Source organism: Agromyces solani, assembly GCF_058349925.1.
In genome coordinates, this window is the sequence record NZ_JBYRER010000002.1 from 924,662 (window position 1) to 940,811 (window position 16,150).

Genomic DNA, 16,150 nt, shown 5'->3' on the forward strand with positions numbered 1-16,150 from the left:
CGCTACTTCAGCTGACCCCTGATCTCGCCGCCCGGGTACGTCGTCGTGTGCACGTTGACGTAGTACTCGCGCGGACTCTCGGCGATGGCGTCGAGCACCGCTTCGTCGGCGGTCGTGCAGTCCGAGACGGTGAACTCGGTCGATCCCTCGACCGCGAGCGGCACGACGACGCCGCCGTTGACGTCGCGCGGAGCCAGGTGGATGTGCGCGGCGACGGCAGCGGTCGTGAGCCCCTCGACCGTGAGGGTGTAGCAGATCGTGTCGCCGTCGATCTCGTACGCGAAGAAGCCGTGCGCGCTTCCGGTCACGTCCGCGGTCTCCTGCTCGGTGTTCAGGGGGATGGCCGGGGTGCCCGGTGGTTGCGCCTGCGCGGCGGCGGCGCTGCCGAACGTGAGCGCGGCGACGGCCGCGAGCGCGAGGACGGTGGTTCCGGTCGGGTGCTTCGCAATCATGGTGAGAGCTCGCTTCCTTCGGGTCATGTCGCACGCTACGCCGGGCGGCCGGCGGCCTCAAGGGGCGATCGGCCGTTCATTCGGGGTGCGAAGCCCGCCCCGCATGCCGGGATCGCTCTAGCCGCGGTCGACCTCCGCGCCGTGCGCGGCGAGCCAGTCGAGCAGCACCTCGGCGTGGTTGGCCTGCGTGTCGCGCGCGCCGTAGAGCAGCGTCACGCGATCGTGCTCGCGACCGAGCCCGACGAGCGCCGCCGCCGCGGGGTTCTCGTCGAGCTCGGCCCGGTACCGCCCGGCGAAGTGCTCGAAGTCGCCGACGCGATCGGGGGCGTGGTGCCATTCGGTGCGCAGTTCCGGGGAGGGGGCGACGTCCTTGTCCCACTGGTCGAGCTCGGCCCGCTCCTTGCTCACGCCGCGCGGCCACAGCCGGTCGACGAGCACCCGGTACCCGTCGCCCGCGGCGGCGGGCTCGTACACGCGCTTGATCACGAAGGCCATGGCCCCAGTCTCGCCGGGGCGGTGCGCAGAAGCAACGGATGCCTCGTGCCGCGACGTGCGGCACGAGGCATCCGGTTCGTGAAGGCGGTCGGTCAGATCGCCGACCAGCCGCCGTCCGACGCCAGCACGACGCCCGACACGTTCGCCGAGTCGTCGGAGAGGAGCCACGTGATCGCCGCGGCGAGCTGCTCGGGCTCAGCGGGCACGAGGGCGAGGGCGCCGAGCACGGGGCCCAGCACCTTGCCGGCGTGCTCCGAGTGGAACGGCGCCTCGATGTTCGTCTTGACCCCGCCGGGGGCGACCGCGTTGACGCGCACGCCCGAGCCCGAGTACATCACCGAGGTGTTCTTCGTGAAGCCGACGACGGCGTGCTTCGAGGTCGTGTAGGCGGCGCCCGCCGAGGCGCCGCGCAGGCCGGCCTCGCTCGTGACGTTGACGATCGATCCCGAGCCCCGCTCGAGCATCGTGGGCAGCACGGCGCGGGTGAGGCGCATGACGGCGGTGACGTTGACGTTCATGACGCGCTCCCAGGTGGCGTCGTCGACCTCGGCGGCGGGCAGGAACGCGTCCATGATGCCGGCGACGTTCGCGAGCACGTCGATCTTCTCGCCCGCGGCGGCGACGAGCGCCTGCACGTTCTCCTCGACGGTGATGTCGCCCGCGACGGCGACGATGTCGAGCGACGGGTGCTCGGCGACGAGCGCGTCGAGGCGCTCCTTCGAGACGTCGGCCGCGATCACGCGGGCGCCCTCGGCGGCGAGCCGCACGGTCGTGGCCAGGCCGATGCCCGATCCGGCGCCGGTCACGATCGCGACCTTGCCGTCGAAGCGTCCGGGGGTGATGGCGGTGTTCATTGCTGCTCCTCAGCGGTGAGTGCGGCGTCGTGGGATGCGCGGCGTCGCGGGGTTCGCCGGTCGGTTCAAGGCCGGTCCACCAGTTATAACACTCAGTGCCATAAAATGTTCCCGAGAGAATGGCGGGGTGATCATGGATGCTTCGACGAACGCCGCGCCGTCCGCGGGGGAGTCGTCGCGCGCGACCCGAGGCCGCCCCGTCGAGGTCGACGCCGAGGCGCTCGCGGCCCGCGCGCTCGCGCTCTTCACCGAGCGGGGCTTCGACGAGGTGACGATGGCCGACGTCGCCGACGCCGCCGGCGTGAGCCGGCGCACCCTCTTCCGCTACTTCCCGTCGAAGCCCGACCTCGTGTGGGGCGGCTTCGACGAGGCGATCGCGCGGTTCGAGGCCGCACTCGCGCTCGACGGTGCCGAGCCTGCATCGGGGGCGACCACGGCCGTCGCCGCCCTGCACCGCGCCTACGTCGCGATGGCCGAGTTCCCCGCGGACCTGCTCGAGGTCACCCGTCGACGCCTCCGCATCATCGACGAGCACCCGTCGGTGCTCGCCCACGGGCTCGCGAAGTTCGGCGCCGTGCACGAGCTGCTCGAGCCGCATCTCGGCGAGCCGGCCTCCCTGCGGGCGCACCTGCTCGCCGACCTCTACGTGACCGCGGGATTCAGCGCGATGCGGTGGTGGGCGCGCAGTGGAACCGGTACCCCCGCGGAGGCGGTCGACGCAGCCCTGGCCCTGCTCGAGGGGCCGCTCGACTGAGGCCGGTTGGCCAGAGGATACTCGGGCGCGGAACGAGGTGCCGGGAAGTCAGCGGTCGACGCTACGCTCTGCATACTGCTCGAAGGTGAGGGGGAAGATTGTCACGCGGTTCAATACTCGTTCGAGATATCGCCAAGCAGAGTGGCCTCGAAGTCGAAGAAGTCCTGGTTCGGCTGTGGTACGAGGCTGATATCTCCTACCCGCTGGACGGTTCGTCCCGAATCCTTCCGGAGGATGCGAAGAAGGCGCTTCGCGCGTTCAGTATTCCTGGCTCGGCTGAGACTCGGAAAAGGCGCTACTGGCTCGATGCTCTCGGATGCAACGATGCCGAGCTAAATGCTGTTCTCGTTGAACTTGGTTTCCGAGTCTCGAGTAACGCGACGACTCTCCCGAAAGGTGCATTGACCAAGCTTCGTCGCTATTTCGAGTCAAGTGATCACGGTACGGACCTCGCGTATCGAGTGAGAACGAGCCAGCTTGACGAGCCGCCGAGTTTGCCAGCCCCTCCATTGGTCTGGGCGAACGTCGGCCAGAAGCAAGCATCGAACTTTCTGACCGGAGAAGAGATCATTCGGATACATGAAGCGCTCGAACGCGATGCGGCTGAGGCGTACGATCCGATCTGGCCGCCCGGCGTAAAGAACGCGGATGCACTCGAGAGTGCTGCGACTCGACCAACGACTGGACGCACCACGCAGGCGAAGTACCCAACAATTGAGATGGCTGCCGCCGCCCTCGTGCACTCGCTCGTACACAACCATCCGTTCCATAACGGAAACAAGCGGACAGCCGTGGTGGCCATGCTCGTCTTCCTCGACCGACACAATCAGTGGCTGAGGGACACGGTGTCGAAGGATGAACTATTCAGGTGGATCCTTCAGGTTACGCAGCACCGCGTTCTTCCCACCGGCTATGACTACGACCTCTTTGCCGATCGGGAGGTGTTGTGTATTGCGGAGTGGATCCGGAAGAACTCGCGAGCGATCGCGCGTTCTGAACGGCCGACTACATGGCGGCGGCTTCGGGCAATCCTTCAGAAGGACTACGGATGCGAGATCAGCACGCGCGGGACGGGAGTTGTCATTCGCCGAACCGCTGAAGTGCGGGGTCGGTTTGGACTTCGCAGGACGGAGACATATACCTTCCCCCTCACGACGGGCGGGGACGGCCGCGAAGTCGGTCTCGGCACGATCAAGAATCTGCGACGCGAGCTGCGACTCGACGAAGAACACGATGTCGATTCCGTAATATTCTACGGCGACGAGAAATCACCCGACGAATTCATCGAGCAGTACCGAGGGCTGCTCAGGCAGTTGGCAAGAGTGTGACTCGGAGGGTGCTAGAGTATTGAGGTTGCCGTGAAATCGGCCGCGCATCAAGAGAGCCCAGGCATCCCGCCCCGGGCAGCGCGCAACGAGAAGAAAGGGGATCCCATCTATGGCACTCGAAGCAGACGTCAAGAAGGCGATCATCGAAGAGTACGCGACGCACCCCGGTGACACTGGATCCCCCGAGGTCCAGATCGCGCTGCTCACCAAGCGCATCAAGGACCTCACCGAGCACCTGAAGGAGCACAAGCACGACCACCACTCGCGTCGTGGCCTGCTGCTCCTCGTCGGTCAGCGCCGTCGTCTCCTCGGCTACCTCGCCGATGTCGACATCGCGCGCTACCGCTCGCTCATCGAGCGTCTCGGGCTGCGCCGCTAAGCACGGCAGTCCGCGCGGCTCTCGAAGACACCGCGAACTTCTTGCGAAGGCCCCCGCCGTTTCGGCCGGGGGCCTTCGTCATGCCCGGGATGCCTCGTGGCTGACCCTGTCGGCGGGCCGGCGTGGCGCGCTCAGTCGGCGCTGCGCGCCCGATGCGCCCGCGCGGCCATCCGGTTGCCGCAGCGCGTGCTGCAGTAGCGGCGGGACGCGTTCTTCGACAGGTCGACGAAGAGGCCCGTGCAGTCGTCGGCCGCGCACTCGCGCAGGCGCTCGGTCTCGTCGGCGCGCACGACGTCGACCAGTGCCATCGCGGCCTCGACGAGCATGCGCTCGGCGAGCGGCGCGTCGGGCGAGGTCGCGTGGATGTGCCAGTCGGCGCCGTCGTGGCGCACGAGTCGGGGGAGCGCGCCCGCCTCGGCGAGGATCGCGTTCACCTCGTCGACGACCTCGTCGCGCGGGCGGCCCCAGATCGCCCGCATGCGCTCGCGCGCCTCGCGCACCTCGGCCAGCTCGCGGGCGTCGCCGTCGTGCCGGCCCGAGTACCGCCAGGCGCCGATCAGCGCGCCGAGCTGGGCCGTCGTCGACAGCTCGTCGTCGCCCGATTCGGACGCGCCGGGAACGGTGTCGGCGAGCGCCGCCATGAACTCGAGTGCAGCGACGGTGTCATCGGTGAAAAGCATTTGACTCCTGACCTTGGCGAGGGGTACTGTCACGAGCATAACGGTGTTCACTCCTGACGCGGCCTCGATCGGCTGGGGTTCGGGGAACAACGGAAACGGTTGCGAACGGCGGGAGGCGACATGACGTCACAGCGGCGCGGAGTGCTCGGCATCATGCTCGGGCTCGGCGCGAGCCTGGGCTTCGGCGTGGGCGGCGTCTTCGTGAAGCCGCTCATCGAGGGCGGCTGGTCGCCGGGGGCCGCGGTGCTCGCCCGCATCACGATCGCCGCCGTCCTGCTCGCGATCCCGGGTCTCATCGCCCTGCGCGGCGACCTGCGCCCGCTGTGGCGCGCCAGGTGGACGGTGCTGCTCTACGGCCTCGTCGCGGTCGCCGGCGTGCAGTTCTTCTTCTACGCGTCGCTCGAGCGCATCCCCGTGTCGATGACGCTCCTCATCGAGTACCTCGCGCCGATCGCGCTCGTGCTGTTCGCATGGCTGCGCTCCCGGCGCACGCCGCAGCGGGTCGTGCTGGCGGGTTCGGTGCTCGCGCTCGCCGGGCTCGTGCTCGTGATCGGTCCGGGCGGCGGCGGCCTCGACCCGCTCGGCATCGCCTTCGCAGCGCTCGCCATGATCGGCGTGTGCGTCTACTACGCGGTCGGCGAGTCCGCCGCCGAGCAGCTGCCGCCGCTCGCCCTCATCGCCGCGGGCTTCGTCGTCGCGGCGATCGCGCTCGCGATCGCCGGGCTCACGGGGCTGCTGCCGATGGGGGCCACCACCGCCGACGTGCCCTTCCTCGGCACGCCGGTGCCATGGTTCGTGCCGCTCCTCGCCGTCGGCATCGTCTCGACCGCGTTCGCGTACACGGCGGGCATCGCGTCGATCGGCATGCTCGGCTCGCGACTCGCCGCGTTCCTCGGGCTCTCCGAGGTCGTCTTCGCGGCGATCGCGGGGTGGATCCTGCTCGGCGAGGCGCTCGGCCCGCTGCAGATCCTCGGCGGCCTGCTCATCCTCGCCGGCATCGTCTGCGTGAAGCTCGAACGGCAGGAACTGCCGGGAGCCGCGGTCGAGCTGGGCGCGGAGCCGGTGCCGGTCACGGCCTCGACGCCGACGATCGACGTCATGGCCGACGACCGACGCGCACGTCGAGCGAGCGACGCCGGCCGGCCGCCGGCCGGCCCCGCCCCGCATCCGCACCGCTCGGCCTAGGCTACGGCCATGCGATTCGGCATCGTCATCCTGCCCCAGTTCGACTGGCCCGACGCCGCCCGGTACTGGCGCGAGGCCGAGGCGTACGGCTTCGACCACGCCTGGACCTACGACCACCTCGCGTGGCGGAGCCTCGCGGGGCAGCGCTGGCACGCGACGATCCCGACCCTCACCGCCGCGGCCATGGTCACCGAGCGCATCGGCCTCGGGACGTTCGTGTCGCACCCGAACTACCGTCACCCGGTCACCCTCGCGAAGGACGTCGCGACCATCGACCAGATCGCCGGCGGGCGCGTGCTGCTCGGCATCGGCTCGGGCGGAACGGGATTCGACGCCCGAGTGCTCGGGCAGCCCGAGCTCACGCCGAGACAGCGGGCCGACCGGTTCGAGGAGTTCGTGCGCGGCCTCGATGCCCTGCTGCGGTTCGAGGAACCGGGGGGATCCGGCATCTCGTTCACGGGCGAGTGGTTCACCGCCTCGGGCGCCCGCATGGTCGGCGAGCCGGCCCAGCGGCCGCGGATGCCGCTGCACCTCGCGGCGAACGGCCCGCGCGGCCTCGCGCTCGCCGCCGCCGTCGCCGAGGGGTGGGTCACGACGGGCGGCGACGACGACGGCACGGATGCCTGGTGGCACGGCGTCGCACGCCTCGTCGAGCGGCTCGACGCGGCGTGCGACGCGGCCGGGCGGGAGCCCGGGTCGATCGCGCGCACCCTCTCGCTCGACTCGGAGGCCAGATTCAGCCTCGCGAGCGTCGACGCGTTCGAGGAGGCGGTCGGACGCGCCCGCGAACTCGGGTTCACCGACGTCGTCGCGCACTGGCCGCGGCCCGAGGGCATCTACGCCGGCGACGGGCGCGTGCTCGACGAGGTCGCGAGCCGGCTCGGCGCCCTCCGCTGACCTCGGCGCCGAGTCATCCCGCGATACGCTGTTCAGCGTGTCTGCGCCCCGACGGAAGCCCCTGCTCGCCTGGGAGCCGCTGCCGTACCTCGTCGCCCTCGTCCTGTTGATCGCGACGGGCGGCGTGCGACCCGAGTCGCCGCCGTGGCTGTTCTGGCCGTTCACGATCGCGCTCGTCGCCGCCGTCGGCTGGGTCGTGGCCGGGCTCCTCCGTCGCCATCGCACGAACCCCGACCAGTGGGGCGACCTCAGGAGCCTCGACGGGCTCGACATCGTCGATGCGCCGCACGTCGAGCGCGAGGTGCGCGCCGTCGCCACCGTCGACGACGTCCGCCGGCACCAGCCCGCGATCGAACTCGCGCGACTCCACGGGGGCCCCGACCAGCCGGCCGTTCTCGTGCCACGGGCGAACCGCTGGCTGTCCCGGCGGTACCGCATCGGCGTGCAGCTCGTCGGCGGCGACCGGCCGCGCCACGCGGGGTTCCTCGGCGAGGCGACCGACGCGGCCTGGCGCGACCGGCTCGATGGGCTGGCCCAGCGCGGTCGTTATGTGCGCGTCCCCGCCCGCATCACGAGAGCCGAACGCCCGTTCGGCGTCGAGCTCGACCTCTCGGGGCTCGAGCGCGCGGTGCCGGCGTCGAGGAGCACGCCCGAAGCGGGCTGACCGACGCGGCCGTCAGACGGCCGTGCGTCGGGCGACCGTGTCAGACGCCGTCGGTGCCCGTGGCCTCGCCGGCCTCCTCCTGCGCCAGCTGGGCGCGCACCTGGTCCATGTCGAGGGCGCGGACCTGCGAGACGAGCTCGTCGAGCATCGGGCGCGGCAGCGCGCCCGCCTGGGCGAACACGCCGATGCCGTCCTTGAACGCCATGATCGTCGGGATCGACGTGATGTTCATCGCGGCGGCGAGCTGCTGCTGGTCCTCCGTGTCGACCTTCGCGAAGACGAGGTCGGGGTTCGCCTCGGCGGCCGCCTCGTAGTTGGGCGCGAACTGACGGCACGGGCCGCACCACGCGGCCCAGAAGTCGACGAAGACGGTTCCGCCCTCGAGGATGGTCTTCTCGAAGGTGTCCAGGGTGAGCGCGACGGTAGCCATCGTTCCAGCGTAGGCGACGAGCCTGAGCGGGCGCCCAGCCGCTATCGTGATGGTCGTGGCGGCGATCGACGAGGCGAGGGCGCTCGACGAGGCGCTGCCCGACATCGACTGGCATGAGCTCCCGCCCGGCACCGAGCGCACCCGCTTCGCTGCACCGAGCGGTCCGCTGGCCCGCATCGCGCTCGGCCCGGCCGACGGGCCGCGCGTGGTGCTCGTGCCCGGGGCCACCGGCTCGAAGGAGGACTTCGTCCTCATGATGCCCCTGCTCGCCGACGCCGGCTACCGGGTCGAGTCGTTCGACCTCGCGGGCCAGTACCAGTCGTTCGAGGCCGGACCGTGGAACCTCGACCCCCCGCGCGAGCACTACGACCAGCGGCTGTTCCTCGACGACCTCGTCGCCGTACTCGACGACGGCCGGGGCTCCGCGCACGTGCTGGGGTACAGCTTCGCCGGTACGCTCGCCGGCCTCGCGCTGCTCGAGCGCCCCGACCGGTTCGCGAGCCTGACGCTGCTGAGTTCGCCGCCCGAACCGGGGCAGGCGTTCCGCGGCGTCAAGCGCATCGGCGCGCTGAGCGGGTTCACGACGCCGCGACAGGGGGCGGCGCTCATGCTGTGGGGAATCCGCAACAACCTCAACAAGGTGCCCCCGGGGCGACTCGCGTTCGTGCGCGAGCGGTTCGCCCTCACCCGGCGCGACAGCGTCGACGACATCATCGGCCTCATGATGGCGACGCCCGACGTGCGTGCCGAGCTCGCCGCGACCCCGGTGCCGAAACTCGTCGCCGTCGGCGAGCACGACCTCTGGCCGCGCGAGCTCCACGAGCGCTCGGCCCGAGAGCTCGGAGCCCGGTTCGCGGCGTACCCGACAGGCCACAGCCCGTGCGAGACCGCGCCGCACCAGCTCGTGCGCGACCTGCTCGCCCTGTTCAGGGCGAGCCAGTCGGCCTCCGGCCCGTGAGCGGGATGCCTCGTGCCGGGCGTCGCGGAGCGCTCAGGTGCGGCTCGCCGTCAGGCGGGCAGTGCGCCGTCGTCGTCGGCGTCGTGATCGAGGGCCGCCTCGCGGAGCTCGGGCGATTCCCAGACCCAGGCGGGAGCGCGCCGTCGTTCGGCGCGGCGGGCGATCGGCGGCCACTCGCGGGATTCGACCGACATGGTGTGGAACGCCATGCGCACGCGCCGCCACAGCCCGGCCGCCGTGTCGAACGGCCGCGCCGAGACCCCGACGGCGAGCCGCCGGTCGCGCACCACGGTCATTCCGGGCTGCATCCACCAGGCCAGGTCGAGGTCGTCGTGCACGTCGGCGCGCTCGCGGTGCACGAGGTGCCGGAGGCGACGCCAGGCATCGGCGCGCATGGCGTAGTTCGAACCGAAGATCGGAGGGTGGCCGAGCAGCGCGCCGACGACGGTGAAGTAGCCGCCGATGTAGATGTTGCGCGCGATCCAGCGCACGATCGCGGTACGCCCGTAGAACGTGCCGCCGTTCGTGACCACGGTCGGCCGGTCGCGGCCCGACATGCGTCGTTCGATCTCGGCGAGCCAGTCGGTCGCGGGCACCGAGTCGGCGTCGAGCCTGGCGAGGATCTCGCCGCGCGCGGCGTCGAATCCCGTCGCCGTGGCGGGCCAGATGCCTCGTCGCGGTTCGACGAGCACTCGTGCGCCGGCGGCCCGCGCGACGGCGGCGCTGTCGTCGCTCGAGCCGTTGTCGACGACGATCACCTCGTCGGCCGGGCGCGACTGGGTCGCAAGGGCGCGGAGGCATGCGGTGAGGAACTCCGCGTCGTCGAGGCACGGAATGACGACCGAGATCGTGCTCATCAGGCCGAGTGTATCGCCGCGAACGATCGATCCGGCCGATCGGGAATACCGTGGCTACGACCCCGGTTGGAAGAGATATATGCAAACGCATAGAATCGACGCATCACCCGATGAGCCCAGGAGCAGCATCATGCAGTTCGGTATCTTCACCGTCAGCGACATCACGCAGGACCCGACGACCGGCCGCACGCCGACCGAGGCCGAGCGCATCCAGGCGACCCTGACGATCGCCAAGCACGCCGAGGAGGTCGGGCTCGACGTCTTCGCCCTCGGCGAGCACCACAACCCGCCGTTCTGGTCGTCGTCGCCGACGACGACCCTCGCCTACATCGCCGGGCAGACCTCGACGCTCCAGCTGTCGACCGCGACGACGCTCATCACCACGAACGACCCGGTGAAGATCGCCGAGGACTACGCGATGCTGCAGCACGTCTCGGGCGGCCGCGCCGACCTCATGCTCGGCCGCGGCAACACCGGGCCCGTCTACCCCTGGTTCGGCAAGGACATCCGCCAGGGCCTGCCGCTGGCCGTCGAGAACTACGAGCTGCTCCACAAGCTGTGGCGCGAGGACGTCGTCGACTGGTCGGGCAAGTTCCGCACGCCGCTGCAGGGCTTCACCTCGACCCCGCGGCCGCTCGACGGCGTGCCGCCGTTCGTCTGGCACGGCTCGATCCGTACGCCCGAGGTCGCCGAGCAGGCCGCCTTCTACGGCGACGGCTTCTTCTCGAACCACATCTTCTGGCCCGCCTCGCACACCCAGCGCATGGTGGCCCTGTACCGCCAGCGCTTCGAGCACCACGGCCACGGCACCGCGGCGCAGGCGATCGTCGGCCTCGGCGGCCAGGTGTTCATGCGCAGGAACTCGCAGGACGCGGTGCGCGACTTCCGTCCCTACTTCGACAACGCGCCCGTCTACGGCCACGGGCCGAGCCTCGAGGAGTTCACGCAGCAGACGCCGCTCACGGTCGGCAGCCCGCAGGAGGTCATCGACCGGACGCTCTCGTTCCGCGACTACGTCGGCGACTACCAGCGCCAGCTGTGGCTCATGGACCACGCGGGGCTGCCCCTCAAGACCGTGCTCGAGCAGCTCGACCTGCTCGGCGAGGAGGTCGTGCCGGTGCTGCGCGAGGAGTTCGCGAAGAACCGCCCGGCCGAGGTCCCGGACGCGCCCACCCACGCCTCGCTCGTGACGGCGAAGTACGGCGACGAGGCGCCCCGCCAGGCGACGCCGAACGCCAACCGCGGCGACAACCTCACGGTCGGCTCGCCGTACCAGGACACCGACGAGGTCGCCGCGTCGGCGAAGTCGACCGGCTCGGCCTTCGGCCCCGCCGCGACCCGTCAGGGAGTGGCCCGATGACCGCCAAGCGGATCGTCGTCGTCTCGGCGGGCCTCTCGACCCCGAGCTCGACCCGCCAACTCGCCGACCGGCTCGCCGCCGACGCGGTCGCCGCGCTCGCCGAGCGCGGCGTCGAGGCCGAGGTCCGCACGTTCGAGCTGCGCGAGCTCGCGCACGACATCACGAACCACCTGCTGCTCGGCTTCGCCCCGCCGAAGCTCGAGGAGGCGCTCGAAGCCGTCGCCTCGGCCGACGGCCTGATCGCCGTGACGCCGATCTTCACGACGAGCTACGCGGGCCTCTTCAAGTCGTTCATCGACGTGATCGACCCGCAGGCGCTCACCGACCTGCCCGTGCTCATCGGCGCGACCGGCGGCACGCCGCGGCACTCGCTCGCGATCGACTACGCGATCCGCCCGCTGTTCACCTACCTGCACGCGGTGCCCGTCACCACGGGCGTCTTCGCCGCGACGAGCGACTGGGGCGGATCGGAGGGCGACGGCGTGCGATCGCTTCCCGACCGCATCTTCCGCGGGGCGAAGGAGTTCGCCGACCTCGTCGAGCGCACCGACCGCTCGCAGCTCGTGAACGACCCGTTCCAGCTCGACCGCCCCTTCGGCCACCTCATCGGAGGCCTGGCGGGGGAGTAGTCGCGACCTCCGGCGACCGGGCCGGCTCCGCGTCCGCGCGGGGCCGGTCCGGTTCGGCGACTCGACCGGCCGGGCGGCCATCGACCTCGTGCTCGTCGCGATCGTCGCGGTCCTCGCCCGCGCTGTGCGCGGCGTCGACCAGTGAACCGGGCTCCAGGTCGTAGACGCCGTCGTGCGGCTTGGCGTCCTCGCCGGTCTCGACTCCGCGGAACCACGGGGCCCACCAGAGCACCGTGCCGGCGACCCACGCCGAGACGAGGAAGGCGATCGCCGTCCGAAGGGCCTCGAGGCCGGCGGCCGCCTGGACCTCAGGGCGGAACTCGCCGTCATCCAGCGCGTTCGTGCTGCTGCCGACGTCGAGCGCTTCGAGCTGCGACATCGATTCGAACACCCATCCGGTCGACGCGACCGCGAGTGCCGTGACGATCGCCGCGACGAGCACGACCGCGATCAGCTGGCGCCAGCGCATGGCCTGGGCGAACAGCGTGGTGGCGAGCGCCGCGGCGACGACGGCGGCTGCCGCCGCGCCCGGAAGCATGCCGGCCCACGGCCGGTCGAGCCGGTTCGCGAGGTCGCCGAGGATCAGCGCCAGCTGTGCGGTCACGGCGACGGCGACGACGCTCAGCGCGATGGCCAGGACCCAGCGCCACGGACGGGAGCGCCGGGCGGAGGGCACCGTGCGCAACCGGCGGCCCGCGATCTCGCCGACCGTGACGGCGGCAACGAGGGTGACCCAGAATGGCACGCCCCACAGCGGGTAGAAGATGCACGCGAGCACGAAGAGCGCGATGAAGCAGAACGCGAGCACCACGAGCGCCGCGCGGACCGGGGCCGAGCGACGTTCGGCATGCTCGATCACGGCCGACTGGCGGGAGTCGGAACCCGTCACGTCGGCGACCATGCGGGCGCGGGCGCGGTGCGTCCGGCCGCTCGCCACCAGCCGCAGCACGACGAACGCGATGAGCGCGATCGTGATGACCGCGATGACCGGGCCGCTGTCCGGGATCGTCGCAGCCGGATCGAGCGGATGGTCGAGCTGCGGCCACGTGAGCAGCACGCCGCAGGCGATGACGACCGCAGCGAGCACGAGCCGTGGCGGGGAGAGGAGCGTCGGGACGAGCACGAGCAACGGCCGGAGCAGCCAGTGCGCGATTCGGGTGGGCGAGCCGGCGCCGCTGCCGCGCACCATCGCGGCCGAGACCGACCGCACGGTGCGAGAGGCTAGAGCGAGCCGGTATCCGGATCGAAGCGACTCCACGTCCTGCACGCCCCGTACGAACCGCCCGCGGATCTCGTCCGGTTCTCCGGTCGGCGTCGCATCCGCGTAGGGCCTCACGTCCGCGTCTCGGTCGAGCTGTCGCAGCAGGGCGTCCTGCACCCGCTCCACGGCGACCTCGACCCCCGGAGCCGCGCCGGCCAGGTCGTCCGGCGGTCGGCCGCGGTCCGCCGTGGTCGCGTCGGTTCCGGCCGGTGCCGGCGTCGGTGCCGGCTCCATGCTGTCGAGCAGCCGCACGAGCCCGGCCGCGGCGTCGAGCCGGCCCCACCACCAGTCGTTGCGGCGCCATGCGCCGCTCAGGAAGCCGGCGAAGGCGGCTATGCGAAGGCCCGCGAGCTTCGACGTCGAGCGGAGCGCTCCGTCGTCGAGCAGTCGCGCGACGCTCTCCCGATCGAGTTCGGAGGCGTCCTTCGCGAGCGCCGCGCGATAGCCCTCGAGGATCTGGGCGTCGAGCAGCGTGCGGAACCGTTTTGTCCTGGACGGCTGCGTGTCGGAGCCGATCGTGTGGAACCGGATCGTCGAGTCAGGCACGGGGATGCCGCTCCCGCCGAATACGAGCGGGAGCTCGCGGGCGAGCACGATGCGCTCCTCGGGCGGCGGGAAGCGGTGCCACGGCGAATCCGTCCACCGCGTCGATTCCGATCGCGAGAGCACTCGGGCGGCGTGCTGCAGCCAGACGACGATCCGGTCGAGTTCGGTCCACAGCTCTCCACGCTCCCGGGCGGACGCCGCGTTGCCTGCGAGCCAGGTGACGGCGAGGTCGCGCGCCCGCTCGGGAGTGAGCTCCCGCTCCTGCCGCGACATCCCGTCGACCTCGTCGATGACGCCCGCGATCGCGGCGTCGCGGAGGTCGCGCGCGCGCCGGAGCGTGGCGTACAGCGCCTCCCGCAGGGCCCGACGGCTCGGCTCGGCCGTCTCCGGTCGGGCGGCGAGCTTCGAATCGAGCTCGGCGAGACCGATCGAGCGGAAGGCGTGGTCCTCGATCGCCCGCACCCACGAGAGGCACGCGAACGCCGCGTCGACGAGGGTCTGCGCGCCGTGGGAGATCGCATCCGGCGGCACGCCGTCGATCCCATCGGCGACGAACTCGCCGAGCGCGCCGCGCAGGACCGGCGCGAACCGCCCGATGTCGAGACGGTCGAGGGCCCGACGCGGTGGGCGCTCGAGGAGGTCGGTGCCGAGGGCCCACTCACCGGGGCGGGTGAGGACGTCGCGAAGCAGTTCGAGGTCGGTCGCGGAGCGCATGCTCGCGTACGCCACCTCGTCGGCGGACGGGGCGCCGTCGGCGCCGATCGCGGGTTGCGTGCCGAGGCGCACGGCGAGCATCGCACCGCGCCCCTTCGCGACGATCTGCGCCGTGCGCGCCGCGTCGACGCCGTCGATCTCGTCCTCGCTGTTCTCGCCGCTCGCCTGCTTCCTCACCGCGGCGAGGATCGGGGACAGGAACCGGGAGAGCGGGTCCCGTCGCTGCGTGCGTGGATCGGGCGGGAGTTCGGGAACCGGGCCTTCGTATCGGTTCGCGCGGATGAGCCAGTGCGACATCTCCTTCGGCGACGGATCGAGGTAGACGAGCACCCGGTTCACATGCTCGTTCGCCGGGATGTTGCGCACCGCACGCAGCGCCCGGTCGATCGGGATGTTGTCGAGCACGCCGCCGTCGACGACCCGGAACGGATGGTGGGCGCCGTCGACGCGATGCGCGCTGAACACGTTCCGCATGTCGGGCGGATTCGCCACGACGTCGGGTGCGGCGAGGGCGTCGTCGCTCGAGTAGATGAGCGCCGGTTCGAACGCGCCGGGGAACGACGACGTCGAACGGGCGGCGTAGGCGATCCGCTGCACGTCGCGGGTGAAGCGGGTGCCGCGAGGGTCGCCGAGCCGGTCGAACTTCGGTACGGCGCGGTCGGGGACGGGGTCGTCGTCGGTGCCGACGAATCGGAAGTGGGCGTGACCCTCCGCCGCGCTGCGCTCGCTCGTGTCGCGCCCGTCGATGAGCGTCGCCGAGAGGTCGACGACGACATGCGGTGCGATGAGCGATCGGCGTCCCGACGACGGGATCGCGGCGTCCGGCGGCGTGCCGATTCCGGTGAGCTCCTTGGTGAGCTCGCTCCAGAAGTACTCGTCGCCCCGGAAGACCGAATCGAAGGCGGCCGGCCGGCCGGGCTGCAGGAGGCTCCACGCCGAACCCGCGCGAAGCCACACCGGGAGCAGGCCGTTGACGTCGACGCCCGCCCGCTGCGCGACCGCGTACATGACCGCGTTCAGCCCGCCGGCGCTCGCGCCGGCCAGGACGTCGAACTCCACTCGGTCGTATCCCCGCGAGTACAGGAGTTGCGCGTAGACGTCGGCGCGCGCGAGCAGGTACCGGTCGGTCGCCGAGCTCGAGGGATCGATGAGGAGCGCACGCGGACGCGGGTCGGACTCGGTCCGATAGATGCGGATGTGTCGGAGGACGTCCAGTTCGGCGACGGCGCCGCCGATCCAGACCGCGAGGCTGACGCCGCCCTTCATCGCGAGCGCGACTCGGAGGCCGCGCGAGTGGAACGGCCGAGCACCCGCCGGCAGGTAGACCCGCGGGTTCGGGTCGGGCACGGAGGCCGGGCCGTGCCGTCCCGGCGCGGCGTCGGTGCCGGCCGGGTAGGGGAAGGAGCCGTACACGGGTTCGGCGCCGCGTCTTCGCGGCCGGTCGGGATCGAGCACGAGTTCCACGTAGTCGTGGGTCAACGTCGCATCGGACATCGCCGACTCCTTCGTCCAGGCGCGGCCCGTCGGTCAGCGGACCGGCATCAGCGTAGGACGGCGGCCCCGCCGAGACATCCGGGAAGGCACTGAACACGCGCGGAGCGGCGCGGTTCTTCGGATCCGGACGAAGACAACCGAGGAATCCTCGAATACTCTCGCGCCGTGCGGACACCGGCGGTAGCCTTGCAGTCGGGACGCGGCCGGATGGCC

Annotated in this window: 16 protein-coding genes; 9 read left to right on the plus strand and 7 right to left on the minus strand. The window is 71.3% G+C overall.

Annotated features, from left to right (window positions below; translation table 11 throughout):
- Positions 1-2: 2 nt before the first annotated feature.
- The 3 genes from AC3RJ7_RS11965 to AC3RJ7_RS11975 form a co-directional block, all read right to left on the minus strand.
- Complete coding sequence (locus AC3RJ7_RS11965; protein ID WP_491456052.1) at positions 3-452, minus strand: CHRD domain-containing protein; 450 nt, start codon at positions 450-452, stop codon at positions 3-5.
- 117 nt (positions 453-569) lie between these two features.
- A complete protein-coding gene (locus tag AC3RJ7_RS11970; RefSeq protein WP_491456053.1) occupies positions 570-947 on the minus strand; it encodes a DUF488 domain-containing protein in 378 nt (125 codons plus the stop codon).
- A gap of 92 nt (positions 948-1,039) precedes the next feature.
- Positions 1,040-1,801, minus strand: coding sequence for an SDR family NAD(P)-dependent oxidoreductase (locus AC3RJ7_RS11975; RefSeq protein WP_491456054.1), 762 nt, complete (start codon positions 1,799-1,801; stop codon positions 1,040-1,042).
- A 133-nt stretch (positions 1,802-1,934) separates the two neighbouring features.
- Between AC3RJ7_RS11975 and AC3RJ7_RS11980 the strand changes: the two genes are divergently transcribed.
- The 3 genes from AC3RJ7_RS11980 (at position 1,935) to rpsO (ending at position 4,262) form a co-directional block, all read left to right on the plus strand.
- Positions 1,935-2,555, plus strand: a complete 621-nt coding sequence (locus AC3RJ7_RS11980) for a TetR family transcriptional regulator (protein WP_491456055.1) — start codon at positions 1,935-1,937, stop codon at positions 2,553-2,555.
- 98 nt (positions 2,556-2,653) lie between these two features.
- The gene (locus tag AC3RJ7_RS11985) at positions 2,654-3,883 is read left to right on the plus strand and encodes a type II toxin-antitoxin system death-on-curing family toxin (RefSeq protein WP_491456056.1); all 1,230 of its coding nucleotides are present in this window, start codon (positions 2,654-2,656) and stop codon (positions 3,881-3,883) included.
- A gap of 109 nt (positions 3,884-3,992) precedes the next feature.
- Positions 3,993-4,262: a 30S ribosomal protein S15 gene (rpsO, locus tag AC3RJ7_RS11990; protein ID WP_231431357.1), complete on the plus strand. Its 270-nt coding sequence runs from the start codon at positions 3,993-3,995 to the stop codon at positions 4,260-4,262.
- Between the two features lie 131 nt (positions 4,263-4,393).
- On the opposite strand, the gene AC3RJ7_RS11995 is transcribed toward rpsO, so the two are convergent.
- Entirely contained in the window at positions 4,394-4,942 is a 549-nt protein-coding gene (locus AC3RJ7_RS11995; protein ID WP_491456057.1) for a CGNR zinc finger domain-containing protein, read from the minus strand.
- Between the two features lie 120 nt (positions 4,943-5,062).
- Between AC3RJ7_RS11995 and AC3RJ7_RS12000 the strand changes: the two genes are divergently transcribed.
- The 3 genes from AC3RJ7_RS12000 to AC3RJ7_RS12010 are packed head-to-tail and all read left to right on the plus strand — an operon-like array spanning position 5,063 to position 7,688.
- Positions 5,063-6,127, plus strand: coding sequence for an EamA family transporter (locus AC3RJ7_RS12000; RefSeq protein ID WP_491456058.1), 1,065 nt, complete (start codon positions 5,063-5,065; stop codon positions 6,125-6,127).
- A 9-nt stretch (positions 6,128-6,136) separates the two neighbouring features.
- Entirely contained in the window at positions 6,137-7,024 is an 888-nt protein-coding gene (locus AC3RJ7_RS12005; RefSeq protein ID WP_491456059.1) for an LLM class flavin-dependent oxidoreductase, read from the plus strand.
- Positions 7,025-7,061: 37 nt separating this feature from the next.
- Entirely contained in the window at positions 7,062-7,688 is a 627-nt protein-coding gene (locus AC3RJ7_RS12010) for a hypothetical protein (RefSeq protein WP_491456060.1), read from the plus strand.
- A 40-nt stretch (positions 7,689-7,728) separates the two neighbouring features.
- Here the strand turns inward: AC3RJ7_RS12010 and trxA are convergent, their stop codons facing one another.
- On the minus strand, positions 7,729-8,118 hold the full coding sequence (gene trxA, locus AC3RJ7_RS12015; RefSeq protein WP_491456061.1) for a thioredoxin: 390 nt from the start codon (positions 8,116-8,118) through the stop codon (positions 7,729-7,731).
- A 49-nt stretch (positions 8,119-8,167) separates the two neighbouring features.
- Between trxA and AC3RJ7_RS12020 the strand changes: the two genes are divergently transcribed.
- Positions 8,168-9,076, plus strand: a complete 909-nt coding sequence (locus AC3RJ7_RS12020; RefSeq protein ID WP_491456174.1) for an alpha/beta fold hydrolase — start codon at positions 8,168-8,170, stop codon at positions 9,074-9,076.
- Positions 9,077-9,126: 50 nt separating this feature from the next.
- Here AC3RJ7_RS12020 and AC3RJ7_RS12025 read toward each other — a convergent pair whose 3' ends face one another.
- Positions 9,127-9,933, minus strand: a complete 807-nt coding sequence (locus tag AC3RJ7_RS12025; RefSeq protein ID WP_491456062.1) for a glycosyltransferase family 2 protein — start codon at positions 9,931-9,933, stop codon at positions 9,127-9,129.
- Positions 9,934-10,063: 130 nt separating this feature from the next.
- On the opposite strand from AC3RJ7_RS12025, the gene AC3RJ7_RS12030 reads away from it, so the two are divergent.
- Both AC3RJ7_RS12030 and AC3RJ7_RS12035 read left to right on the plus strand, forming a co-directional pair.
- Positions 10,064-11,293, plus strand: coding sequence for an LLM class flavin-dependent oxidoreductase (locus tag AC3RJ7_RS12030; RefSeq protein WP_491456063.1), 1,230 nt, complete (start codon positions 10,064-10,066; stop codon positions 11,291-11,293).
- Positions 11,290-11,922, plus strand: a complete 633-nt coding sequence (locus tag AC3RJ7_RS12035) for an FMN reductase (protein ID WP_491456064.1) — start codon at positions 11,290-11,292, stop codon at positions 11,920-11,922. The genes AC3RJ7_RS12030 and AC3RJ7_RS12035 overlap by 4 nt, the downstream gene beginning before the upstream one ends.
- Here the strand turns inward: AC3RJ7_RS12035 and AC3RJ7_RS12040 are convergent.
- On the minus strand, positions 11,897-15,937 hold the full coding sequence (locus tag AC3RJ7_RS12040; RefSeq protein WP_491456065.1) for a DUF3376 domain-containing protein: 4,041 nt from the start codon (positions 15,935-15,937) through the stop codon (positions 11,897-11,899). The two genes, AC3RJ7_RS12035 and AC3RJ7_RS12040, sit on opposite strands and share 26 nt — an antisense overlap.
- Positions 15,938-16,150 lie beyond the last annotated feature (213 nt).